Origin of the sequence: Yoonia sp. TsM2_T14_4 (assembly GCF_049602355.1) — a bacterium.
Classification (GTDB): Bacteria; Pseudomonadota; Alphaproteobacteria; order Rhodobacterales; family Rhodobacteraceae; genus Yoonia; species Yoonia vestfoldensis_A.
The window spans coordinates 2,459,267-2,481,031 of the sequence record NZ_CP187137.1 but is presented as its reverse complement, the minus strand read 5'-3'; the positions used below and the strand labels follow the sequence as shown (position 1 = coordinate 2,481,031).

Annotated in this window: 23 protein-coding genes and 1 tRNA gene; 16 read left to right on the top strand and 8 right to left on the bottom strand. The window is 60.1% G+C overall.

Annotated features, from left to right (window positions below; translation table 11 throughout):
- Positions 1-63 precede the first annotated feature (63 nt).
- Positions 64-1,662, bottom strand: coding sequence for a phosphoenolpyruvate carboxykinase (locus ACPF9B_RS12345; protein WP_424177707.1), 1,599 nt, complete (start codon positions 1,660-1,662; stop codon positions 64-66).
- A gap of 280 nt (positions 1,663-1,942) precedes the next feature.
- Here ACPF9B_RS12345 and ACPF9B_RS12340 point away from each other — a divergent pair, with 280 nt between their 5' ends.
- The 6 genes from ACPF9B_RS12340 to ACPF9B_RS12315 are packed head-to-tail and all read left to right on the top strand — an operon-like array spanning position 1,943 to position 6,373.
- Complete coding sequence (locus tag ACPF9B_RS12340) at positions 1,943-2,644, top strand: response regulator transcription factor (protein ID WP_040482978.1); 702 nt, start codon at positions 1,943-1,945, stop codon at positions 2,642-2,644.
- A 3-nt stretch (positions 2,645-2,647) separates the two neighbouring features.
- Complete coding sequence (locus ACPF9B_RS12335) at positions 2,648-4,381, top strand: sensor histidine kinase (RefSeq protein ID WP_007206571.1); 1,734 nt, start codon at positions 2,648-2,650, stop codon at positions 4,379-4,381.
- A gap of 9 nt (positions 4,382-4,390) precedes the next feature.
- Positions 4,391-4,816 carry an HPr kinase/phosphorylase gene (locus ACPF9B_RS12330; RefSeq protein WP_007206572.1) on the top strand — a complete coding sequence of 142 codons (426 nt, stop codon included), beginning with the start codon at positions 4,391-4,393 and terminating at the stop codon, positions 4,814-4,816.
- Positions 4,813-5,715: an RNase adapter RapZ gene (gene rapZ / locus ACPF9B_RS12325; RefSeq protein ID WP_424177704.1), complete on the top strand. Its 903-nt coding sequence runs from the start codon at positions 4,813-4,815 to the stop codon at positions 5,713-5,715. The genes ACPF9B_RS12330 and rapZ overlap by 4 nt, the downstream gene beginning before the upstream one ends.
- On the top strand, positions 5,712-6,107 hold the full coding sequence (locus ACPF9B_RS12320) for a PTS sugar transporter subunit IIA (protein WP_424177702.1): 396 nt from the start codon (positions 5,712-5,714) through the stop codon (positions 6,105-6,107). Before rapZ ends, ACPF9B_RS12320 begins: the two co-directional genes overlap by 4 nt.
- On the top strand, positions 6,104-6,373 hold the full coding sequence (locus tag ACPF9B_RS12315) for an HPr family phosphocarrier protein (RefSeq protein ID WP_424177700.1): 270 nt from the start codon (positions 6,104-6,106) through the stop codon (positions 6,371-6,373). The genes ACPF9B_RS12320 and ACPF9B_RS12315 overlap by 4 nt, the downstream gene beginning before the upstream one ends.
- A 75-nt stretch (positions 6,374-6,448) precedes the next feature.
- Here ACPF9B_RS12315 and ACPF9B_RS12310 read toward each other — a convergent pair whose 3' ends face one another.
- Positions 6,449-7,324, bottom strand: a complete 876-nt coding sequence (locus ACPF9B_RS12310; protein ID WP_424177698.1) for a 3-hydroxybutyryl-CoA dehydrogenase — start codon at positions 7,322-7,324, stop codon at positions 6,449-6,451.
- Between the two features lie 152 nt (positions 7,325-7,476).
- On the opposite strand from ACPF9B_RS12310, the gene ACPF9B_RS12305 reads away from it, so the two are divergent.
- Entirely contained in the window at positions 7,477-8,322 is an 846-nt protein-coding gene (locus ACPF9B_RS12305) for a DUF6473 family protein (RefSeq protein ID WP_424177696.1), read from the top strand.
- A 55-nt stretch (positions 8,323-8,377) separates the two neighbouring features.
- On the opposite strand, the gene ACPF9B_RS12300 is transcribed toward ACPF9B_RS12305, so the two are convergent.
- The 5 genes from ACPF9B_RS12300 to ACPF9B_RS12280 all read right to left on the bottom strand — a co-directional run bounded on the left by ACPF9B_RS12300 (position 8,378) and on the right by ACPF9B_RS12280 (position 11,887).
- Positions 8,378-9,304: an electron transfer flavoprotein subunit alpha/FixB family protein gene (locus ACPF9B_RS12300; protein WP_424177694.1), complete on the bottom strand. Its 927-nt coding sequence runs from the start codon at positions 9,302-9,304 to the stop codon at positions 8,378-8,380.
- Entirely contained in the window at positions 9,304-10,062 is a 759-nt protein-coding gene (locus tag ACPF9B_RS12295) for an electron transfer flavoprotein subunit beta/FixA family protein (RefSeq protein ID WP_007206579.1), read from the bottom strand. The genes ACPF9B_RS12300 and ACPF9B_RS12295 overlap by 1 nt, the downstream gene beginning before the upstream one ends.
- Positions 10,063-10,215: 153 nt before the next feature.
- Entirely contained in the window at positions 10,216-10,788 is a 573-nt protein-coding gene (locus tag ACPF9B_RS12290; RefSeq protein ID WP_007206580.1) for a cob(I)yrinic acid a,c-diamide adenosyltransferase, read from the bottom strand.
- A gap of 4 nt (positions 10,789-10,792) precedes the next feature.
- Positions 10,793-10,999: a twin transmembrane helix small protein gene (locus ACPF9B_RS12285; protein ID WP_213395682.1), complete on the bottom strand. Its 207-nt coding sequence runs from the start codon at positions 10,997-10,999 to the stop codon at positions 10,793-10,795.
- 60 nt (positions 11,000-11,059) lie between these two features.
- Complete coding sequence (locus ACPF9B_RS12280; RefSeq protein ID WP_424177691.1) at positions 11,060-11,887, bottom strand: SDR family NAD(P)-dependent oxidoreductase; 828 nt, start codon at positions 11,885-11,887, stop codon at positions 11,060-11,062.
- Between the two features lie 97 nt (positions 11,888-11,984).
- Between ACPF9B_RS12280 and ACPF9B_RS12275 the strand changes: the two genes are divergently transcribed.
- From ACPF9B_RS12275 to tuf, 3 genes are all read left to right on the top strand, one after another.
- Positions 11,985-14,288: a DNA topoisomerase IV subunit A gene (locus ACPF9B_RS12275; RefSeq protein ID WP_424177689.1), complete on the top strand. Its 2,304-nt coding sequence runs from the start codon at positions 11,985-11,987 to the stop codon at positions 14,286-14,288.
- Between the two features lie 83 nt (positions 14,289-14,371).
- Complete coding sequence (locus tag ACPF9B_RS12270) at positions 14,372-16,261, top strand: PhoX family protein (protein ID WP_424177687.1); 1,890 nt, start codon at positions 14,372-14,374, stop codon at positions 16,259-16,261.
- A gap of 185 nt (positions 16,262-16,446) precedes the next feature.
- A complete protein-coding gene (gene tuf, locus ACPF9B_RS12265; protein ID WP_007206586.1) occupies positions 16,447-17,622 on the top strand; it encodes an elongation factor Tu in 1,176 nt (391 codons plus the stop codon).
- Between the two features lie 100 nt (positions 17,623-17,722).
- Here the strand turns inward: tuf and ACPF9B_RS12260 are convergent, their stop codons facing one another.
- Complete coding sequence (locus tag ACPF9B_RS12260) at positions 17,723-18,400, bottom strand: lysophospholipid acyltransferase family protein (RefSeq protein ID WP_424177685.1); 678 nt, start codon at positions 18,398-18,400, stop codon at positions 17,723-17,725.
- A gap of 119 nt (positions 18,401-18,519) precedes the next feature.
- Here ACPF9B_RS12260 and ACPF9B_RS12255 point away from each other — a divergent pair.
- The 6 genes from ACPF9B_RS12255 to rplA all read left to right on the top strand — a co-directional run bounded on the left by ACPF9B_RS12255 (position 18,520) and on the right by rplA (position 21,753).
- A tRNA-Trp gene (locus ACPF9B_RS12255) sits at positions 18,520-18,595 on the top strand.
- Positions 18,596-18,637: 42 nt separating this feature from the next.
- Positions 18,638-19,531, top strand: a complete 894-nt coding sequence (locus tag ACPF9B_RS12250; protein WP_424177683.1) for a hypothetical protein — start codon at positions 18,638-18,640, stop codon at positions 19,529-19,531.
- A 54-nt stretch (positions 19,532-19,585) separates the two neighbouring features.
- The gene (secE, locus tag ACPF9B_RS12245; RefSeq protein WP_007206589.1) at positions 19,586-19,786 is read left to right on the top strand and encodes a preprotein translocase subunit SecE; all 201 of its coding nucleotides are present in this window, start codon (positions 19,586-19,588) and stop codon (positions 19,784-19,786) included.
- A gap of 190 nt (positions 19,787-19,976) precedes the next feature.
- Positions 19,977-20,507 (top strand): transcription termination/antitermination protein NusG, encoded by a 531-nt coding sequence (gene nusG, locus ACPF9B_RS12240; RefSeq protein WP_007206590.1) that lies wholly within the window; start codon positions 19,977-19,979, stop codon positions 20,505-20,507.
- A gap of 119 nt (positions 20,508-20,626) precedes the next feature.
- Positions 20,627-21,052, top strand: coding sequence for a 50S ribosomal protein L11 (gene rplK / locus ACPF9B_RS12235; RefSeq protein ID WP_007206591.1), 426 nt, complete (start codon positions 20,627-20,629; stop codon positions 21,050-21,052).
- Complete coding sequence (rplA, locus tag ACPF9B_RS12230; RefSeq protein WP_007206592.1) at positions 21,052-21,753, top strand: 50S ribosomal protein L1; 702 nt, start codon at positions 21,052-21,054, stop codon at positions 21,751-21,753. Before rplK ends, rplA begins: the two co-directional genes overlap by 1 nt.
- Positions 21,754-21,765 lie beyond the last annotated feature (12 nt).

Below are 21,765 nucleotides of genomic sequence, written 5' to 3'. Positions count from 1 at the left end.
ATACCCAGATGCGCCGTGATGTCGAGATTGGGGTAAGGTGGAACTGGTTCCACCTTACCTGTGTCAGCCAATCGCGGCTGCTTTGACATCGTCGTCGATGAAGGGGACGTATTTCGCGAAATTGTCGCTGAACATGCCCACCAGCTTGGCCGCCTGCGCGTCATAAGCCGCCGCATCGGCCCAAGTCGTGCGCGGATCAAGCAGGCGCGCATCCAGACCTTCGACTGCCACCGGCACTTCGAACCCGAAATGTGGGTCCTTGCGGAAGGTGCTTTCGATCAGCGTGCCGTCCAGCGCCGCCGCCAAAAGAGCGCGTGTCGCCTTGATCGGCATCCGGCTGCCGGTGCCATAGGCGCCACCGGTCCAGCCGGTGTTCACCAGCCAGCAGGTCGCACCATGGCTTGCGATCTTGGACCGCAGCAGATTGCCATACACCTCTGGCCGGCGTGGCATGAAAGGCGCGCCGAAACAGGTGCTGAAGGTCGGTTCCGGTTCAGTCACGCCGCGTTCGGTGCCTGCGACCTTGGACGTAAAGCCGGATAGAAAGTGATACATCGCCTGCGCCGGTGTCAGCCGCGCGATGGGCGGCAGCACGCCAAAGGCATCGCAGGTCAGCATGATGATATTCTTGGGATGCCCGCCAAGCGCCGTGTCGGATGCATTGGCGATATAATTCAGCGGATAGGCGCAGCGCATATTCGCGGTCAGGCTGTCATCCTCGAAATCCAGCTCCAGCGTTTCGGGATCGAACACCATATTCTCGATCACCGTATGCGGCATGAAACAGGTGGCATAGATGTCTGGCTCTGCCTCGGCGCTCAGGTTGATGGTCTTGGCATAACAGCCGCCTTCGAAATTGAACGTGCCGCGATCCGACCAACCATGTTCGTCATCGCCGATCAGCACGCGGGATGGATCAGCCGAAAGCGTGGTCTTGCCGGTGCCGGACAGGCCAAAGAACACCGCCGTGTCGACCGGATTGCCGGGCGCATGGTTGGCGCTGCAATGCATCGGCATGATGCCCTTTTCGGGCAACAGGTAGTTCAGCAGCGTGAACACGGATTTCTTGTTCTCGCCTGCATATTCTGTGCCGCCAATCAGGATCAGCTTGCGGTCAAAATTCATCGCGATCACGGTATCGGTCCGGCAGCCATGGCGCACAGGATCAGCCTTGAAGCTCGGGCAGTTGATGATCGTGAAAGCGGGGGTAAAGCTGGCCAGTTCCGCTGCATCGGGGCGACGCAGCAAATGCCGGATGAACAGACCATGCCATGCCAGTTCGGTGACAACGCGCACATCAAGCCGGTGGGCAGGGTCTGCCCCGCCGAACAGATCCTGCGCATAATAGGTGCCGCCCTGCATATGCGCGACCATATCGGCGTAGAGCACGTCGAAATGTGCAGGATCCATCGGGGCGTTGTTGTCCCACCAGATCGTGTCTTCGACCGATGCGCTGCGCACGACGAATTTATCCTTGGGCGACCGGCCCGTATGCTTGCCCGTGGTCACCAGCAGGCTGCCGCCCTTGCCGGTCACACCTTCGCCAGCTGCAATGGCCGCGTCGTGCAATTGCGCCGCAGAGCTGTTGTAATAGACGTAACCCAGCCCGGTGATGCCTTGGTGCTCAAGCTTCATCTGTGGGTTGACCGTACCTTGGTCCATGGGTTCGCTCCTTTTCGAATGGGCAATCCTGCCAGCGATGGGCCTGCATACCACCAAGCTTTCCTGCCTTGATAGGGGGTTAGGGAAACGTTAGCGCAACCAAATGCATGTTAGCGCAACCAAATGCACGCCGCCGGTGGCACCAGGGGGGAATGGTAAATTTGGTGCGATGATGGCGATCCTGTGGCGGTCACAGCTTTGGGGATTGATTCGGCCCGATAAACAGCGGAAAATCCCCGCGTTGTTATGAGTTCGCTAATTACATAGAGGTAGCACGTACATGTCGAGAATTGCCCTGGTTGACGATGACCGAAACATCCTAACATCGGTGGCGATGACGCTGGAAGCGGAAGGGTTCGAAGTCGAAACCTATAACGACGGGCAAGCGGCATGGGACGCGTTCAACAAACGTATGCCGGACATGGCCGTTCTGGATATCAAGATGCCGCGTATGGACGGGATGGACCTGTTGCAGCGCCTGCGCCAAAAGACATCCATGCCGGTCATCTTTCTGACATCGAAAGACGACGAGATCGACGAGGTCCTGGGCCTGCGTATGGGGGCCGACGATTACGTCAAAAAACCTTTCTCACAGCGTCTGCTGGTCGAACGAATCCGGTCATTGTTGCGCCGGCAGGATGCGATTGCAGGCGAAGAGATCGAGGAAACCGAAGAAACCAAGGTGATGGTGCGCGGTGATCTGGTGATGGACCCGCTGCGCCATGCCGTGAAATGGAAGGGCCATGACGTTTCATTGACGGTCACCGAATTTCTGCTGTTGCAGGCTCTTGCGCAGCGCCCCGGCTTTGTCAAAAGTCGGGATCAGTTGATGGACGTGGCTTATGATGATCAGGTCTATGTCGATGATCGTACCATCGACAGCCATATCAAGCGCCTTCGCAAGAAGATGCGCAACACCGATGATGAGTTTTCCGCGATCGAGACATTATATGGCATTGGTTACCGCTACAACGAAGACTAGGGGATGACGTCCGCCCCGGAGATTGACGTGCGCGACCTCAAGTCGGTGCGCCGGGCGACGATGCCACCCGATATCGTCTTGGGCGAGGATTGGGTCGATCCAGATGTCACACGCAGTGATGTGACCTATCTGGATGCACCCAAACGCGGCATCATCGCGCTGCGCAAATCCCCCATCGCGCGCAAGATCGTCGTTTTCAACCTGATCGCGATGTTCGTCATGATCGCGGGGGTTTTGTTTCTTAACGCGTCGCGCGATAATCTTGCCTTTCAGCGTGCCAATGGTCTGATTTACGAAGCCCAGCTCATCGCCGATGTGTTCGAGGTACAATTGCCCAGCCGCGCGCCCGTAAACCTGGTCACGGCGCACGGGATCAATGCCGCCGAAACTCTGGCCAACCTGAACCTGCGTGGTGGTATGGAAGTGTCGGTCTTCGGATCCGATGCCACGCTGGTCGCGCGCACGACCGGCCCGTTGGCTGAAACTGCCATCGCGGATCTTGACGCTGTGATCGGCCGGACATTCATCAGCGATTTTCTTGGAACGGTCACAGGCGGGTTGTTTGGCCTGTTCAACCGGGCAGAGACGGGACCGGGCCAACAGATACTTGCCACAGCGACGCCCGAACTGATCGCGATCGCGCTTCAGGGCAAAACCCGGCTTGATATGACAGAGGTACGGGGGAGCTTGGTGCTGGTCGTCGTCACGCCGATCATGCGCAACGACGAACCGGTCGGCGTGATCGCAGCGGCCACGGCGGCAGGCGAGGTGGACAGCCTTGTGCGCCGCGAACGCGAAGACGTATTGCGCCTGCTGCTGGTTGGGATCGCGGTCAGTATCGGGCTTAGCCTTGTGCTGGCCTCGACTATTGCCAATCCTTTGGCAGATCTGGCCACCGCCGCCGAAGCCAGCCATCAAAAGAACGCCCGCAAATTAGCCCCGGTCCGCGTCCGCATCCCTGATCTGACCGCCCGCCCTGACGAAATAGGCCGTCTGTCGGGGGCGCTGCGCGGGATGGTATCGGCGCTTTACGACCGGATCGAAAGCAACGAACAATTCGCCGCCGATGTCGCCCATGAAATCAAGAACCCGCTGGCGTCGCTACGCTCTGCCGTCGGAACCATGCGCATCGCCAAGCAAGATGATCAGCGCGAACGCATGCTTGATCTGATCGAACATGATGTCAAACGCCTCGACCGTCTGATCAGCGACATTTCCAGCGCGTCGCGTCTGGACAGCGAATTGGTCAAGGAAACAGAGCAAACCTTTGACCTGATCGCCATGCTGCACAACGTGAACGACCATCTTGGCAGAGAGGCAGAGGCTCGTGGCATCAGCTTTATCGCCGATGTGCCTCGCACGCCGATCATGGTTCAGGGGCTGGAAGGCCGGCTGGCGCAGGTCTTTGTCAACCTGATCAGCAATGCGATTTCGTTTTGCGAACACGGCGATGCCATCCGCGTCTGGACCCGTACCCGCGAAAACCGCGTGCTGGTTGTTGTCGAAGACACCGGCCCCGGCATTCCAGACGGCGCGCTGCGCAAGATATTCCAACGATTCTATTCTGAACGTCCCGCTGCGCAGTTTGGCAATAACTCCGGCCTTGGCCTTGCGATTTCCAAACAGATCGTCGAGGCGCATGGCGGTGTGATCTGGGCCGAGAATATTCGTCCGACCGATACAGACCCCGCGTCAGAACCCGCAGGCGCAAGGTTTGTCGTCGGGCTGCCGCTGTAATGGGTCGCCATGATGCTGCCTGAGACACATCACGCCACCTGCGTCGCGCTGGGCGACAGTGCAGTCTTGATCCTTGGCGCTGCGGGGCGTGGCAAATCCTCGCTTGCGCTGCAAGTGATGGCGCTGGGTGGTGTGCTGGTGGCCGATGACAGGGTTCTGTTGCAAGCCGAGGGCGACCGGCTGCTGGCGCAATGTCCGCCCGCCATCCTGGGCCTGATCGAGGCGCGCGGCGCCGGCATCCTGCACGCTGCCTATCAGGCGCAGGCACAGGTGGCCCTGGTCGTCGATCTGGATCAATCCGAAAGCCAGCGCCTGCCGGAACGCGCATATACACGCATATGTGGTTGCGATATTCCCTTGATAAAACACATCGACGGGCCACATTTCGCAGCAATCATTGTACAAATCCTCAAGGCTGGCTGGAGCGACCGATGACAGACACCGCACGCACAATGCCCACGACGGTCCTTGTGACCGGGCCGTCAGGTGCGGGCCGGTCTACCGCGATCAACGCGCTCGAGGATCTGGGATACGAGGTGATTGACAACCTGCCGCTGTCGCTCTTGCCGCGCCTGCTGGATGGTCCGCCGCCCAGCCGCCCGTTGGCTTTGGGCCTTGACGTGCGCAACCGTGATTTCGGAATCGATGCGCTGATTGCAACCATCGATCAGCTGGCCGCGCGCAGCGACCATGTCATGCAAGTGCTGTATCTGGATGCCGCCGAGGAAGAGCTGGTCAAGCGCTATTCCGAAACCCGCAGACGGCATCCGCTGGCCCCAGCGGGTCCCCCGATGGCGGGGATCGCGCGCGAACGCGATCTGCTGGTGCCGGTGCGCAGCCGTGCTGACGTCCTGATCGACACAACGGGCCTGTCGCCGCATGATCTGCGCGCCGAAATTGACCGCTGGTTCGTCACTGCCGAAGGGCGCAATCTGGGGGTCACGCTGCATTCGTTTTCGTATAAACGTGGCCTGCCGCGCGGCATGGATATCGTCATGGATTGTCGTTTCCTGCGCAACCCGCATTGGGACGCCGATCTGCGCGCGCGCGACGGGCGCGATGGCGATGTCGCGGCCTATGTTGCCGCCGACCCGCGATTCGCGGATTTCTTTGACCGCGTGAAGGCGCTGATCGATCTGGTCCTGCCCGCGCATAAGGACGAAGGCAAAAGCCACCTGTCCATCGGCTTTGGCTGTACCGGAGGGCAACACCGTTCCGTCATGATTGTCGAACACATGGCACAGGCCCTTGCGAAAGACGGGTGGCATGTGTCTAAACGGCATCGAGAGATGGAAAGGCATGACACATTGGCCAGCAAGGAACGACAGGCTTGATCGGGATCGTCATCGTCGCACATGGCGGGCTGGCGCAGGAATACCTGTCCGCCGTTGAACATGTCGTCGGGCACCAGCCCGGGATGGTCAGCATCGCCATCGGGCCGGATGACGACCGCGCGCTCAAACAGGCAGAAATCTGCGATGCCGCCGATGCGGTCGATACTGGCGCGGGCGTGATCATCGTGACTGACATGTTCGGCGGATCACCGTCCAACCTGTCGCTGCGCGCCTGCAGCCCGGCCAACCGCAAGATCCTCTATGGGGCTAATCTGCCTATGCTGATCAAACTGGCCAAATCGCGCAAACGTTCTGTCCCCGACGCTGCCGAAGCCGCGATTGCAGCGGCGCATAAATATATCAACAGCCACAACGGCGGCATATCCCAATGACGACAGCGGTCCTCAAGATCGAAAATATCAAGGGCCTGCACGCCCGTGCCTCGGCCAAGCTGGTCGAGGTCGTCGAAAGCTTCGACGCCGATGCCACCGTGCGCCGCGATGGCGAATCCGCCAGCGGCGACAGCATCATGGGGCTGTTGATGCTGGCCGCCTCGATTGGCACCTATATCGAGGTCGAAACCCGCGGCCCCGACGCCGAACCGTTGCTGGCGGCGATCACAGCACTTGTCGCGGATAAATTCGGCGAAGGCGACTGACACCACCCTGATCATCATCTTCCGAGCATAAATATCCCCGCCGGAGGCATAGAATCTTTTCTGCAACGGCGCGGTTCAGCGCGTCGGCACCGGAGTCTCGCCACGGTAATCATAAAACCCGCGCTGCGTCTTGCGGCCCAGCCAGCCTGCCTCGACATATTTGGTCAGCAAGGGGCAGGGGCGGTATTTGGTATCGGCCAGCCCGTCATGCAGCACGTTCATGATCGCAAGGCAGGTATCCAGCCCGATGAAATCCGCCAGTTCCAGCGGCCCCATCGGGTGGTTTGCGCCCAGTTTCAGCGATGTGTCGATGGATTGCACTGACCCGACCCCTTCATACAGGGTATAGATCGCCTCGTTGATCATTGGCATCAGGATGCGGTTGACGATGAAGCCGGGGAAATCCTCGGATGCGGTGCTGGTTTTGCCCAGCCGTTCCACGACCTGCTGACAGGCGCGAAAGGTGGGTTCGTCGGTGGCGATCCCGCGGATCAGTTCAACCAGTTGCATGATCGGCACGGGGTTCATGAAATGGAACCCCATGAACCGTTCGGGCCTGTCGGTGCGCGACGCCAGCCGCGTGATCGAAATCGACGAGGTGTTCGACGTCAGGATCGTATGTGGTTTCAGATGCGGCACGAGGTCTTCAAAAATCGCGGCCTTGATCGTTTCGCGTTCGGTCGCAGCCTCGATGATCAGGTCGCTGTCGCCCAGATCGGTCAGCGTCTGGGTCGTTGATATCCGGCGCATCGCCTGTGCCTTGGTATCGGCACTGATCAGGTCGCGCGTGACCTGCCGTTCAAGGTTGCGGTCGATCTGGGCCAGTGCTGCGGCCAGCGCATCGGCGCTGACATCTGTCAACAGCACGTCATAGCCCGCCACGGCAAAGACATGGGCGATGCCATTGCCCATTTGCCCCGCACCCACAATTCCCACACGTTCGATCGCCATGATTTTTCCTTTACAGGTTCCGCCGTACCATAGGCCGCTGCATGGGCAGGCTTCAAGCCGGACAGATGCAGCAAATTTGTCAGAAATCCAAGCATTAGCCTTTTGGCAAAACTATTGTGCGACACTGAAGCCATCGGTGCATGGGAACACAGATGCGGCAAGACTCGATTGATATGGGCGATCTGTCCTATTCGCCCTGCCGATACGGCAATTCACGGATCCTGTTCCGCGGCCCGCGCAGGCCGCTTGACCGGCCCTATCTTGCCTTTATCGGCGGCACCGAAACCTATGGCAAATTCATCGAAAAACCGTTCCCGACGCTGGTAGAAACCGCGCTGCGGCAGCCCTGCGTGAATTTCGGCTGCCTGAACGCAGGTATCGACGCTTTTGCCAATGACCCCACGATCATGGAAATCTGCAATGGCGCGGATATGACCGTGGTACAGGTGCTGGGGGCCAACAACCTGTCAAACAGGTTCTATTCGGTGCATCCGTGCCGCAACGACAGGTTTCTGCGCGCCGCGACCGTTTTGCAGGCAATCTATCCCGAGGTTGAATTCAACGATTGTGCCTTTACCGGTCAATTGTTGGCGCGGCTGTTTGAAACATCGCCAGACAGGTTCGACATCGTCGTGCATGAATTGCGTCAGGCATGGCTTGCGCGGATGCAGACCATGCTGCGCCAGATCGGTCCCAATTGCATGTTGCTGTGGTTCTCGGATGAACCGCTGGACAATGCGGATTGGGTGGCACGTCCGGCGCAGCTGCGCGCCGCACCTTTGTTCGTCACCGCCAGCATGATCGACACGCTGCGCCCCTTGGTGCGGGCGGTGGTGACGGCCATTCCGTCTGAACAGGCGTTGGCGCAGGGTACGATGGGCATGCAATACCCGCCATCGCAGCAATCTGTCGCTGCCGAAATGCTGGGCGTGCGTTGCCATGTCGAAGCCGCGTCAAAGCTGGTCATGGCCCTGCGCGACGACATGTTTTCGATCTGAAACGCATAAGGGCCGGCGTTGCCACCGGCCCTTGCAACAGATTGGTGTGTTGCGGTTACAATTTGCCGGTCAGTTCAGGCAGCGCCACGAACAGATCGGCGACAAGGCCGTAATCGGCGACCTGGAAAATCGGTGCTTCTTCGTCCTTGTTGATCGCGACGATGATCTTGCTGTCCTTCATGCCCGCAAGGTGCTGGATCGCACCGGAAATGCCAACGGCGACATACAGATCGGGGGCGACGACCTTGCCGGTCTGCCCGACCTGCCAGTCATTCGGCGCATAGCCGCTGTCCACGGCGGCGCGCGATGCACCGACAGCGGCACCCAGCTTGTCTGCCAGTTTCTCGATCAGGGCGAAATCGGCCAGCGATCCCAGCCCGCGCCCGCCCGACACGACAACGCCTGCCGATGTCAGTTCGGGGCGGTCAGAGGCGGCAACCCTGTCTTCGACCCATTCCGACAGGCCGGGGTTGTTGGCTGCGCCGATCACCTCGACCGTGGCGGACCCGCCCATGCCGGCGGCGTCAAAGCCCGCGGTGCGGATCGTCATCACCTTGGTCGCATCGGTGGATTTGACGGTCTGGATCGCGTTGCCCGCATAGATCGGGCGTTCAAACGTGTCGGCGTCGATGATGCCGGTCACTTCGGAAATCACCATCACGTCCAGCAAGGCCGCGACGCGCGGCATCACGTTTTTCGCATCCGCCGTGCCGGGGGCGGCGATATGGGTGTAATCGCCCGCCAGAGACACGATGAGTGCGGCTGTCGGTTCGGCCAGACGATGGCCAAGGGCCGCGTCTTCAGCGCAAAGCACGCGCGCCACGCCATCGATTTTCGCGGCCTCATCTGCCGCTGCACGCGCCGAGGCACCAGCGCAAAGCACGGTCACATCACCCAGCGCCTTGGCAGCGGTCACGGCCTTTGCGGTCGCATCGACGGCCAGGGCGCCATCGGTCACTTCACCAATCAACAAAACAGCCATTACACAGCCCCCGCTTCTTTGAGTTTCTCGACCAGTTCGTCCACGGATTTGACAATGATCCCGGCCTTGCGCGTGCCGGGTTCGACGGTTTTCACGACGCTCAGGCGCGGCGTGACATCGACACCGTAATCGGCAGGGGTTTTCTCATCCAAAGGCTTTTTCTTGGCCTTCATGATATTGGGCAAGGAGGCATAGCGCGGTTCGTTCAGCCGCAGATCGACGCTGATGATCGTGGGCATCTTGACCTTGATGGTCTGCAAACCGCCGTCCACTTCACGCGTGACGGTGGCATGGTCGCCGTCGATGCTGACCTCGGATGCAAAGGTCGCCTGCGACCAGCCCAGCAGCGCCGACAACATTTGCCCCGTGGCGTTCATGTCATTGTCGATGGCCTGCTTGCCGCAGATCACCAGACCGGGGTTTTCTTCCTTGACGATCGCGGCAAGGATTTTCGCAACGGCCAGGGGTTCGATATCCTGATGCACGTCCTCGCTGGCGACAACCAGAATGGCGCGGTCAGCGCCCATCGCCAGTGCGGTGCGCAAGGTTTCCTGCGCCTGCTTGACGCCGATGGACACGGCCACGACCTCTTCGACCGTGCCAGCCTCGCGCAGGCGGATCGCCTCTTCGACGGCGATTTCGTCGAAAGGGTTCATGGACATTTTGACATTGGCAAGATCGACACCGGAACCATCCGCCTTGACGCGGACCTTCACGTTATAGTCGATCACGCGCTTGACAGGTACGAGCACCTTCATCTGCGTTTCTCCCATAGAATTCATCATGCGGTCTGCTGCAGTAACTAGCGACTACCACCCGATGACAACAGTGCAAAATCGACGCGGCAAGTGTCAGGGACGCCACGTTTATGGCCCAGGGGTCAGCTAAGGTGGGTTTAAACCCACCCTACGTCAGCGGTTTGCCCCCGGAATCCACAAAACATCGGCCCGTCCGTCGTCATTGGCGATGCGCGATGCCTGAAAAAACCAGTCTGACAACCGGTTGAGATATTTTGCCGCCGCTGGATTGACCGCCTCGGCCCCGGCCAGTTCCACCGTCAGCCGTTCGGCGCGCCGCGACACTGTCCGGCACAGATGCAGATGTGCCGCCAGCGCCGATCCGCCCGGCAACACGAAACTGCGTAGGGGTTCGACCTTGGCGGTCATCGCGTCGATCTGGCTTTCCAGCCGCGCGACCTGTGCATCGCTCATGCGCAGCACGGTATAGCCAGCCTCGCCGTCTTTTGCCATGTCGGGGCGGCACAGGTCCGCGCCCAGATCGAACAGATCATTCTGGATCATCGCCAGATACGCGTCCATTTCGCCCGTGGCGTGCAGGCGTGCCATGCCGACCGTGGCGTTGGTTTCATCGACCGTGCCATAGGCATTCACCCGCAGCGCGTATTTCGCCACGCGGTCACCATTGCCCAGTGCCGTTTGCCCAGCATCGCCGGTTTTCGTGTAGATCTTGTTCAGCACCACCATGTGGTCAGCCCCCTTGTCCGCGAAGATAAACGAATAGCACGATCAGGATCACCGCGACGAATTGCGCACCGATCCGCCAGCGCATGATCTTGTTGGCATTCTTGCGATAAAAATCGCCGCCTTTGCCAAAAGACCCGATGCCGAGCAACAAGATGCCAAGCACCAGCAGCACCGCAACAGCCACAAGCCAGAAAAGAGGGTCGTTTGCCATGATGGTCTTCCTTTGGTCGTGTCAGCGCGACCTAGCGCCGCGCGCACAGATAGCAATCCTCTATCCGCGCAGCAGCACCGCATCAAGCAATCGCGTCGGCAGTAGCCGCCGCATCAGCCCCGCCAGATAGGTGGGCCGCGTGACATAATAGCGCGGTTTCGGCTTGGCCGCTGTCACCGCATGCAACAGTTTCGCGGTCACGGCACTGGCGGGCAGTTCAAACCGGTCCGGCCCGCTGTCGGTATAAAGCCGCGCCAGCAGTGTCTTGTAGTCATCCGCGCGCGTTGACCCCTGCCAATCGATCCAGCGTTCGAAATGGGGAATGGCGTTCTTGCGGATGTCTGACGTGATTGGGCCGGGTTCGATCAGGATCACTTTGATACCGGTGCCGGCCATTTCCAGCCGCAGCACATCGGTCAACCCTTCCAGCGCGAATTTGCTGGCGACATAGGCCCCCCGCCACGGGATGCCGACCAGCCCCAGCACGGACGAACAATTCACGATCCGCCCATGCCCCTGCGCGCGCATCACGGGGATCACCGCGCGGGTCAACGCGTGCCAGCCAAAGAAATTCGTCTCGAAGACTGCGCGCAATCCGTCAACCGGCAGATCCTCGACAGCGCCCGGCAGCGCATGGGCGCCGTTGTTGTACAGCGCATCCAGCGTGCCGCCCGTCGCGGCCAGCACCTCGGCCAGACCTGTGGCGATGCTGGCCTCATCGGTGTAATCAATGCGCGGACTTTCAAACCCCAACCCCGCCAGACGCGCGCAATCCTCGGCCTTGCGACAAGAGGCGAACACGCGCCAGCCCGCGGCCCGCATGCCCTGCGCCGCGTCGAAGCCGATGCCCGACGAGGCACCCGTGATCAGGATGGATTTCTGCACCATGGCGCAGCTTTCGCAAAACCCCGCGCAAAGGGCAAGCAGCGCCGCATCTCCAATTCCCCGCTTTACGGGTGAATCCTTGATCGCTACACGACAGAACATGAGTGATGACAACGAGACAGCCCCCGGCCCAAATGACGTAACCGAATCGCTGCGCAGTGCGATCGGCGACCGCTATCTGACCTATGCCTTGTCCACGATCATGCACCGTGCGCTGCCCGATGCGCGCGACGGGCTGAAGCCGGTCCACCGCCGTATCCTTTATGCGATGTCGCGGCTGCGGCTGTCGCCGACGGGGGGCTTTCTGAAATCCGCCAAGATCAGCGGCGACACGATGGGTGATTTCCATCCCCATGGCGATGCCGCGATCTATGATGCGATGGCGCGCCTCGCGCAGGATTTCAACGTCCGCTATCCGCTGGTGGACGGGCAGGGGAACTTTGGCAATATCGACGGTGATAACCCCGCCGCCTCTCGTTATACCGAGGCGCGCATGACCGCCGCCGCCGAGGCGCTGCTGGAAGGTTTGTCCGAGGATGCCGTTGATTTTCGGGATAATTACGATGGCCGCCTGACCGAACCATCGGTCCTGCCTGCCAGTTTCCCCAACCTGTTGGCCAACGGGTCCAGCGGCATTGCCGTGGGCATGGCCACGAATATCCCGCCGCATAACCTGCATGAATTGATCGACGCCTGCCTGCATCTGATCAAATCGCCGGGTGCCGCCGATGACAGCCTGCTGACCCATATCCTTGGCCCCGATTTTCCCACGGGCGGTGTGATCGTCGAGCCACCCGAGAATATGGCCGAAGCGTATCGCACTGGCCGCGGGTCGTTCCGCCTGCGCGCGAAATGGGAGGTCGAGGATCTGGGCCGTGGCCAATGGCAGATCGTCGTGACCGAGATCCCCTATCAGGTACAGAAATCGAAACTGATCGAAAAACTGGCCGAGGTGATCCAGACCAAAAAGGTGCCGTTGCTGGCTGACGTGCGCGACGAAAGCGCCGAGGACGTGCGCGTGGTGCTGGAACCGCGCGCGCGGTCGGTCGACCCTGAAATGCTGATGGGCATGCTGTTTCGCAATTCGGACCTCGAAATCCGGTTCAGCCTGAACATGAACGTGCTGATCGACGGGCTGACCCCCAAGGTCTGTTCCCTCAAAGAAGTGTTGCGCGCTTTCCTTGACCACCGCCGCGATGTGCTGGTGCGGCGTTCGCGCCACCGGTTGGGCAAGATCGACCACCGTCTGGAAGTGTTGGAAGGTTTCATCATCGCCTTCCTGCATCTGGACCGGGTGATCGACATCATTCGTTACGATGACGACCCCAAATCCGCCCTGATGGCCGAGGATTGGGCGCATCCGCACATCCGCGCGACATCCGAAAAGGATTATGTCGGGCCAAAATCCACCGACCCCGAAATCGCCCTGACCGAAGTGCAGGCCGAAGCGATCCTGAACATGCGCCTGCGGTCGTTGCGGCGGCTCGAAGAACTCGAACTGATCGCCGAACGTGATGCTTTGAGGGCGGAACGGCAGGGGATCATGGCGCTCTTGGCTGACGAGGCGCTGCAATGGGCGCGTATCGCGGATGAATTGCGCGAAACCCGCAAACAATTCGGCCGCACCAGCCCCGGCGGCGCGCGGCGCACGCAATTCGCGCTGGCCGCCGATGTCGCCGATGTCCCGATCGAGGCGATGATCGACCGCGAACCGATCACAGTTGTCTGTTCGCAGATGGGTTGGGTGCGTGCGATGACCGGCCATATCGACCTGACGCGCGACTTGAAATTCAAGGATGGCGATGCCGCCCGTTTCACCTTTCACGCTGAAACCACCGATAAATTGCTTGTCTTTGGTGCCAACGGGCGGTTTTACACGGTGTCGGCGGCCAATCTGCCCGGCGGGCGCGGCATGGGTGAACCGCTGCGCCTGATGATCGACCTGCCGAACGAGGCGGAAATCATCGACATCTTGATCCATAAACCGGGTGAGAAACTGTTGGTCGCATCAACCGACGGCAACGGCTTTGTCGTGCCCGAGGTTGAGGTGGTGGCCCAGACGCGCGCCGGCAAACAGGTTCTGAACCTTGGTGCCAGCACCGCACGGCTGTGCAAGCGGATCGCCGGCGATCACGTTGCCGTGGTGGGCGAAAACCGCAAAGTGCTGGTCTTCGGTATCGACGAGCTGCCCGAAATGACCCGTGGCAAAGGCGTGCGCCTGCAAAAATACAAGGACGGCGGGCTGTCGGATGCGACGACATTTACCTTGGCAGACGGGCTGACATGGCTGGACCCTGCGGGGCGGACGCGGACGCAATCGGAGCTTGATGAATGGATCGGTAAACGCGCCACTGCGGGGCGGATGGCACCACGCGGTTTTCCGCGTGACAACCGCTTTACCTGATTTTTTCCGCCGTTTGTCACATCGCTGAGAAGAATCGCCGCTACTCCCCTGGTTGAAATCAACGCCAGCAAGGAGTGCGCGCCATGAAAGATATCGACACAAAGACCCTGTCTTGGGATGAATGGGATGAACTGCAGCGTCCCGCACCTGCCACAACCGATTTTGATGCCGTCGTTGACACCGCCTTGTCGCGGCGCGGTTTTCTGGGGGGCGTCTTGGCCTTTGGGTCTGGCGCGGCAGTGATGGGCACGGGCTTGCTGTCGGGTACCTCGGCACAGGCGCAGGCGACCAGCCGTTTCGGTTTCAACGCCATCCCGATTGCAACGGATTTCACCGTGCATGTGCCTGAAGGCTATACTTGGCAGCCGGTCGCCAAATGGGGCCAGCCGCTGTTTTCAGATGCCGCCCCGCTGAACCAGGAAACCGGGGTCGATCTGGCCAGTTCCGATCGCGTGTTCGGTGAAAATACCGACGGAATGGAATTGTTCAGCATCGGTGGCCGCCAGGTTATCGCGGTGAACCATGAATATGTGAACCCTGACATCAACCTGCCCCATACCGGCGGTGAAACCACCAGCGCGGACGATGCGCGCATCTTGCAGAATATGCAGGGCGTGACAGTGATGGAAGTCGCCGAAGGCGCGAACGGTTGGGACATTGTCGTCGATAGCCCGTTCAACCGCCGCATCACCCAGAACACACCCATGACGTTCTCTGGTCCTGCGGCCGGTCATCCGCTGTTGCAGACGGCGGCAGACCCCGATGGCATGATTGTGCTGGGCACGTTCAACAATTGTGGATCGGGCAAAACCCCGTGGGGGACCTACCTGACCTGCGAGGAAAACTTTAACGGCTATTTCGGCTCCACCGATGCTGCCTTTGCGCGGCCTGATGATTACGTCCGCTACGGGATCGGGCTGGAAAGCCGGTACGGCTATGAAAAGTTTGATGCCCGTTTCGATGTCAGCCAGAACGTCAACGAACCCCGCCGTCAGGGCTATGTGGTCGAGATCGACCCGTCTGACGCGACATCGACACCCGTGAAACACACCGCGTTGGGCCGTTTCAAGCACGAGAATGCCGCCGTTGTCGTCGCGCGCGACGGGCGCGTCGTTGTCTATCTGGGCGACGATGAGCGTGGTGAATTTCTGTACAAGTTCGTTTCTGCCGGTGTTTACACGCCCGGCGGTGAGACAAGCAGCCTGCTGTCGGATGGCCAGCTTTATGTTGCCCGTTTCGCCACTGACATGACTGGTGAATGGGTGGCGCTGACCCCAGAGGCAACAGGCATGGATGCTGCCGAAATCGCCGTTTACACGCGCGTCGCCGCGTCCCGCGTCGGCGCCACCACGATGGACCGCCCCGAATGGGTCGCCGTCAACCCCGTCGCAATCGAGGGGTATTGCGCCTTGACGAACAATTCGCGCCGCGGCGCGGATGCGACCAATGCCGGTGGCGATGCGATGCAGGCCGTCGAAAATTCGCCTAATCCGCGCGAAGCCAACCGGTATGGCCAGATCCTGCGCTGGTTCCCCGATGCAGAGGATCACGCCGCCACGACCTTTCACTGGGATCTTTATGTCATGGCGGGCAATCCCACCGTGCATCAAGACGCAAATGCCGGGTCGGCGAACATTAACGAAGGCAACTTGTTCAACTCGCCCGATGGCATGATGTTTGACAGTTCTGGTCTGTTGTGGATCCAAACCGACGGTGATGACAGCAACGAAGAAGGTTTTGCCGGCATGGGCAACAACCAGATGCTGGCAGGTGATCCGGTCACGGGTGAAATCGCGCGCTTCCTGACTGGCCCGAATGGGTCCGAGGTGACAGGTCTGACATGGTCTGCGGACCGTCGCACCATGTTCGTCGGTATTCAGCACCCCGCTGCGCCGTTCCCGGACGGTGACGGCAAGCTGGCGCGTTCGACCGTCATCGCTGTGAAAAAGGCCGATGGTGCCGTGATCGGCTGATCTGGCGTAAGCGGGCGGGTCTGTACCCGCCCGCCTTTGCCCTGCGGCTTTGCAGGGTTCGCAACAAAACCGCGAAAAGCCCAGCAGTGTCCGCATTGCGCTTGATTTCCCATCCGTTTCCCAATACATCGCCCGCGATGCTGAAACGGGTCACCTCGGCCCCTCTGAAATTAAGGTCCTGAAGAATGGCAAAGGCAAAGTTCGAACGCACCAAACCGCACGTGAACATCGGCACGATCGGTCACGTTGACCACGGCAAGACGACGCTGACGGCGGCGATCACCAAGTATTTCGGCGATTTCAAGGCCTACGACCAGATCGACGGCGCGCCCGAAGAAAAGGCCCGCGGGATCACGATTTCGACCGCGCACGTGGAATACGAATCCGAAGCGCGCCATTATGCGCACGTCGATTGCCCCGGCCACGCCGACTATGTGAAGAACATGATCACCGGTGCCGCCCAGATGGACGGCGCGATCCTTGTTGTGAACGCTGCTGACGGCCCGATGCCGCAGACCCGCGAGCACATCCTGCTGGGCCGTCAGGTCGGCATTCCGTACATGGTCGTGTACATGAACAAGGTCGACCAGGTGGATGACGCCGAACTGCTGGAACTGGTCGAGATGGAAATCCGCGAGCTTCTGTCCAAATACGACTATCCCGGCGATGATATCCCCGTCATCCCCGGCTCTGCGCTGCATGCGATGAACGGCACCCAGCCTGAAATCGGTGAAAGCTCGATCCGTGCGCTGATCGCGGCTGTCGACGAATACATCCCGACACCGGCACGCGCGGTCGACCTGCCGTTCCTGATGCCGATCGAAGACGTGTTCTCGATCTCTGGCCGTGGCACGGTTGTGACCGGTCGTGTGGAACGCGGTGTGGTGAACGTGGGCGACGAGATTGAAATCGTCGGTATCCGCGACACCAAGAAGACCATCTGTACCGGTGTGGAAATGTTCCGCAAACTGCTGGACAGCGGCCAGGCTGGCGACAACATCGGTGCGCTGCTGCGCGGTGTGGATCGTGAAGGTGTTGAGCGTGGGCAGATTCTGTGCAAGCCCGGTTCGGTCAAGCCGCACACCAAGTTTGAAGCCGAAGCCTATATTCTGACCAAGGAAGAGGGCGGTCGTCACACACCGTTCTTCGCGAACTACCGCCCACAATTCTACTTCCGCACGACGGATGTGACTGGGACTGTTGTTCTGCCAGAAGGCACTGAAATGGTGATGCCCGGCGACAACCTGAAGTTCGAAGTTGAACTGATCGCGCCGATCGCGATGGAAGAAGGCCTGCGTTTCGCGATCCGCGAAGGCGGCCGGACTGTCGGCGCCGGCGTTGTGTCGAAGATCCTGCTGTAAAAAGCACAGGCAAAGTAAGGTGGGTCTTGACCCACCCTACGCCAAACAAAGGCCGCCCCGAAAAGGGCGGCCTTTTGCGTTTCACCGCAGCTTGTGGCCTCTAGCGGCTGATCAGCCTGTCGGCCCGCGCCGTTGTCGCGTCCATGAAACGGCGCATCTGCTCGCGCAGATTGCTGCGCGTGGCGTCGTCCGGCTTGCGCGGGACTGTACCCTCGAACCGCGCAAACACCATAGCGCCATGCCCAAACAGGCGCGGCACCAGCATCCGGTCCCATGTGTTCAACCGCAGCCCGCGCGTTGTGGCGAAAGCATAACAGAATATCGGCACGCCGGTGACACGCGCCCATTCAAGCGGCGCATCCTTGACCTGATAGGCGGGACCGAGCGGCCCGTCAGCGGTCATCCCGATACTGATGCCCTCGCGGACCCGTTTCAGCACGATCCGCGACGCGGCAAGGTTGGTGGTCTGGCGTGACATCTGAATGGATCGCAGGCCGACACGGCGTTGCAAGGCACCCGACACGCGGCCGATGGGCGAGGAATCGTAAAGGCTGGTCAGCGGGCCATCGGCGACCGGCCAATGCAACGCCGCCATTACCGACCGGCCATGCCACATGACAAGCAGAACAGGGCCCTGCGCCAGTGCGGCGCGCAGGTCATCCAGCCCTTCGACCTGCCAACGGGTCGTGCGGTTGCACAGCGCCAGATAGCTGCCGGCCAAACTGGCCAGTAGCGAGGCTAGTCTTTGCGATTGTTCGATCCGTCTGCGCAGGGACAAGGGTGGCCTTTCGGGCTTGGTTCGTCTTGTGTTTCGACATTTCTGACGCCGAAGACAAGTCTGCGCTACCTTGGGTCTTGATCCTACCCTGATTTGCGACTAATCCGGCATTCGGCCATAGGGGTATAGCTCAGTTGGTAGAGCGACGGTCTCCAAAACCGTAGGTCTGGAGTTCGAGTCTCCATGCCCCTGCCAGGCCCGGATCGGAACGGCAAGTGCCGAAGGATCATCACCGACATGTTGGACCCAGCATTTTCCGTGGCTTTCCATATCGGGGCGCACAAGACAGCGACGTCGCATCTGCAACGGTCTATCGGGGCACAGGCTGATGCCCTTGCCGCACGCGGCGTGCAATGGTTCGGCCCCCATTACCTGCGTAAATGGGATCAGACGTTGCCCGAACTTTTGGGTTTGGGCGATGGGCAAGCCTTATCCGGCCAATTGCGATCGCTGCTGCAGACAGCGCAGCGCGTTGTCTTGAGCGAAGAAAACCATATCGGCGTGCTGAACGATCCGCGCCGCAGGCCCGTGACTTGTCGCTATCCCAAAGCGGCGCCACGGATCAGGGCTGTCGCACAGGGCCTTGACCGCAATGTCGATGTCTTTCTGGCAATCCGGCGACCAACCGGTTTTGTGAATGCGGCCTATTGCCAGCAATTGATGAGTGGCAACGTGATGCTGATGGCGCAATATCGCAAGATTAACCCGACGGAATCGGTTGATTGGGCCGATCTGGTCGCGCGGCTGCGCGCCACTGCCGGCGTCGGACAGCTGGTCGTGTGGTGCTATGAGGATTACGCCGTTCATTTTAGCGCGATCTGCGCGGGTTTGCTGGGGCCTGCCGCTGCGGGGGTGGTGCAACCTATCGACCGTTATATTCACCGCGGCCTGTCTGCCACCGCCGTGGCCGAGATTTTGCATCGCCATGCCTTGGGCGGGGCGGGCGATGCGGGGAGAAATGTGCGCGCGCTTTTGTCGGTCGAAGACGGCTATCCGCCCTTTGACGGTTTCACCCCGGCCGAACATGCCGCGGGTGATAGCGCCTATCGTGCTCAGATTGCCGCAATCGGTGCCATGCCGAGGGTGACATTGCTGGATCCGCTGTGGGCGGATGGCCCCATGCGGGCTTGAATTCGGCCCCGCGACCCCGTATGTCGCACAAAGTTTCGATAAAGGACCGTGCCGATGGCCATCGCCAATCCCGTGAAGTTCATTCAAGAAGTCCGCTCCGAGGTGGCCAAGGTCGTCTGGCCCACCCGCCGCGAGGTGGTGCTGACCACGATCATGGTCTTCATCCTTGCCGCGCTGACGGCGGTGTTCTTTTCGTTGGTCGATTTCGTGATCCGCTTTGGGCTGTCCGGCGTGCTGGGCTATTTCGGCGGCTAAGGCTGGCGCGCTTATTCTGCCCGCCCCTCTTGAAAACGGGTGGTGGCGGCGGTAAAGGCAGGCAACTTCGGAAATATGGCGTGCGGCGAATCGAGTTGCGCGCCGCTTTTATTTTCGACACCGGCGCAGGCGTCGGATCAATTTGAACCAGGGGCCATTGCGGTCTCGTGACGACAAGGTGCTCTGACAGATGGCTAAACGCTGGTATTCGGTAAGCGTTCTTTCGAACTTCGAAAAGAAGATCGCAGAGGCAATCCGCGCAAAAGCGGAAGAAAAAGGCCTGTCCGACCAGATTGACGAAGTCTTGGTGCCAACCGAAGAAGTGATCGAAGTACGTCGCAACAAAAAAGTGACGACTGAACGCCGTTTCATGCCCGGCTATGTGCTGGTGCATATGGAAATGTCGGATGAAGGCTATCACCTGATCAATTCGATCAACCGCGTCACCGGGTTTCTGGGGCCACAAGGCCGCCCGATGCCGATGCGCGATGCCGAAGTGCAGGCCATCCTTGGCCGCGTTCAGGAAGGCGAGGACAGCCCACGCACCCTGATCCACTTTGAGATCGGCGAAAAGGTCAAGGTCAACGACGGCCCGTTCGAGGACTTCGACGGGATGGTCGAATATGTCGACGAAGAACATCAGCGCCTCAAGGTGACGGTGTCGATCTTTGGCCGGGCAACCCCGGTCGAGTTGGAATTCACGCAGGTTTCCAAACAGTAAACGTGCGTGTTCAGACGTGGGAGGCCCGGGTTTGATCCGGACCGAACCACGGCATCACCGCCCCATCCGGGGCAAATGTAGGGTGGGCATCAGCCCACCGCTGAAAAAGGAGAGGCCAGATGGCCAAGAAAGTCATGGGCATGCTCAAGCTGCAAGTTGCAGCCGGCAATGCCAAGCCAAGCCCGCCAGTCGGCCCAGCATTGGGTCAGCGCGGCATCAACATCATGGAATTCTGCAAGGCGTTCAACGCCAAGACTGCGGATATGGAAAAGGACGCACCTTGCCCGACCGTGATCACCTATTACGCGGACAAGTCGTTCACATTCGAGATCAAGACGCCACCTGCGTCCTATTACATCAAAAAGGCGGCCAAGCTGGCGTCGGGGTCCAAGACCCCCGGCCGTGCGACTGCCGGTTCGATCACCGCCAAGCAGGTGCGTGAAATTGCCGAAGCCAAGATGAAAGACCTCAATGCGACATCCATTGAAGGTGCAATGCAGATCATCATGGGCTCTGCCCGTTCGATGGGCGTGGAGGTCAAGTAATGGCAAAATTTGGTAAGCGCACAACCGCAGCCCGTGCCGCATTTGACGGCAAGACCAATGTGTCGGTCGCCGAAGCCATCGCTTTGGTCAAAGGCAGCGCCACAGCAAAATTTGACGAAACCGTCGAAATTTCGATGCAGCTGGGTGTTGATCCACGCCACGCCGACCAGATGGTCCGTGGCACCGTGACCCTGCCAAACGGCACTGGCAAAACTGTCCGCGTGGCCGTTTTTGCCCGTGGCGACAAAGCTGACGAAGCAAAGGCCGCCGGTGCTGATATCGTCGGTGCAGAGGACCTGATGGAAACCATCCAGTCCGGCAAGATCGACTTTGACCGTTGCATCGCGACACCCGACATGATGGCTATCGTTGGTCGTCTGGGCAAGGTTCTTGGCCCGCGCAACCTGATGCCAAACCCGCGCGTCGGCACCGTGACCATGGATGTCAAAGAAGCTGTCGAAGCGGCCAAGGGCGGCCAGGTCCAGTTCAAGGCTGAAAAAGCAGGCGTCGTGCATGCCGGTATCGGCAAGGCGTCGTTTTCTGCAGAACAGCTGCAGGAAAACATGCGCGCTTTTGTTGATGCGGTCGGCAAGGCCCGTCCATCGGGCGCCAAAGGCACCTATATGAAAAAGATCGCCGTCAGCTCGACCATGGGTCCAGGCGTGACTGTTGACGTTGCCTCGGCGACCGGCAACGCCTGATCCGGCTTTCGG

Coding starts and splice junctions, on each gene's coding strand:
- ACPF9B_RS12345 (WP_424177707.1), bottom strand. CDS start 1,662: ATGGACCAAGGTACGGTCAACCCACAGATGAAGCTTGAGCACCAAGGC.
- ACPF9B_RS12340 (WP_040482978.1), top strand. CDS start 1,943: ATGTCGAGAATTGCCCTGGTTGACGATGACCGAAACATCCTAACATCG.
- ACPF9B_RS12335 (WP_007206571.1), top strand. CDS start 2,648: ATGACGTCCGCCCCGGAGATTGACGTGCGCGACCTCAAGTCGGTGCGC.
- ACPF9B_RS12330 (WP_007206572.1), top strand. CDS start 4,391: ATGATGCTGCCTGAGACACATCACGCCACCTGCGTCGCGCTGGGCGAC.
- rapZ (WP_424177704.1), top strand. CDS start 4,813: ATGACAGACACCGCACGCACAATGCCCACGACGGTCCTTGTGACCGGG.
- ACPF9B_RS12315 (WP_424177700.1), top strand. CDS start 6,104: ATGACGACAGCGGTCCTCAAGATCGAAAATATCAAGGGCCTGCACGCC.
- ACPF9B_RS12310 (WP_424177698.1), bottom strand. CDS start 7,324: ATGGCGATCGAACGTGTGGGAATTGTGGGTGCGGGGCAAATGGGCAAT.
- ACPF9B_RS12305 (WP_424177696.1), top strand. CDS start 7,477: ATGCGGCAAGACTCGATTGATATGGGCGATCTGTCCTATTCGCCCTGC.
- ACPF9B_RS12300 (WP_424177694.1), bottom strand. CDS start 9,304: ATGGCTGTTTTGTTGATTGGTGAAGTGACCGATGGCGCCCTGGCCGTC.
- ACPF9B_RS12295 (WP_007206579.1), bottom strand. CDS start 10,062: ATGAAGGTGCTCGTACCTGTCAAGCGCGTGATCGACTATAACGTGAAG.
- ACPF9B_RS12290 (WP_007206580.1), bottom strand. CDS start 10,788: ATGGTGGTGCTGAACAAGATCTACACGAAAACCGGCGATGCTGGGCAA.
- ACPF9B_RS12285 (WP_213395682.1), bottom strand. CDS start 10,999: ATGGCAAACGACCCTCTTTTCTGGCTTGTGGCTGTTGCGGTGCTGCTG.
- ACPF9B_RS12280 (WP_424177691.1), bottom strand. CDS start 11,887: ATGGTGCAGAAATCCATCCTGATCACGGGTGCCTCGTCGGGCATCGGC.
- ACPF9B_RS12275 (WP_424177689.1), top strand. CDS start 11,985: ATGAGTGATGACAACGAGACAGCCCCCGGCCCAAATGACGTAACCGAA.
- ACPF9B_RS12270 (WP_424177687.1), top strand. CDS start 14,372: ATGAAAGATATCGACACAAAGACCCTGTCTTGGGATGAATGGGATGAA.
- tuf (WP_007206586.1), top strand. CDS start 16,447: ATGGCAAAGGCAAAGTTCGAACGCACCAAACCGCACGTGAACATCGGC.
- ACPF9B_RS12250 (WP_424177683.1), top strand. CDS start 18,638: ATGTTGGACCCAGCATTTTCCGTGGCTTTCCATATCGGGGCGCACAAG.
- secE (WP_007206589.1), top strand. CDS start 19,586: ATGGCCATCGCCAATCCCGTGAAGTTCATTCAAGAAGTCCGCTCCGAG.
- nusG (WP_007206590.1), top strand. CDS start 19,977: ATGGCTAAACGCTGGTATTCGGTAAGCGTTCTTTCGAACTTCGAAAAG.
- rplK (WP_007206591.1), top strand. CDS start 20,627: ATGGCCAAGAAAGTCATGGGCATGCTCAAGCTGCAAGTTGCAGCCGGC.
- rplA (WP_007206592.1), top strand. CDS start 21,052: ATGGCAAAATTTGGTAAGCGCACAACCGCAGCCCGTGCCGCATTTGAC.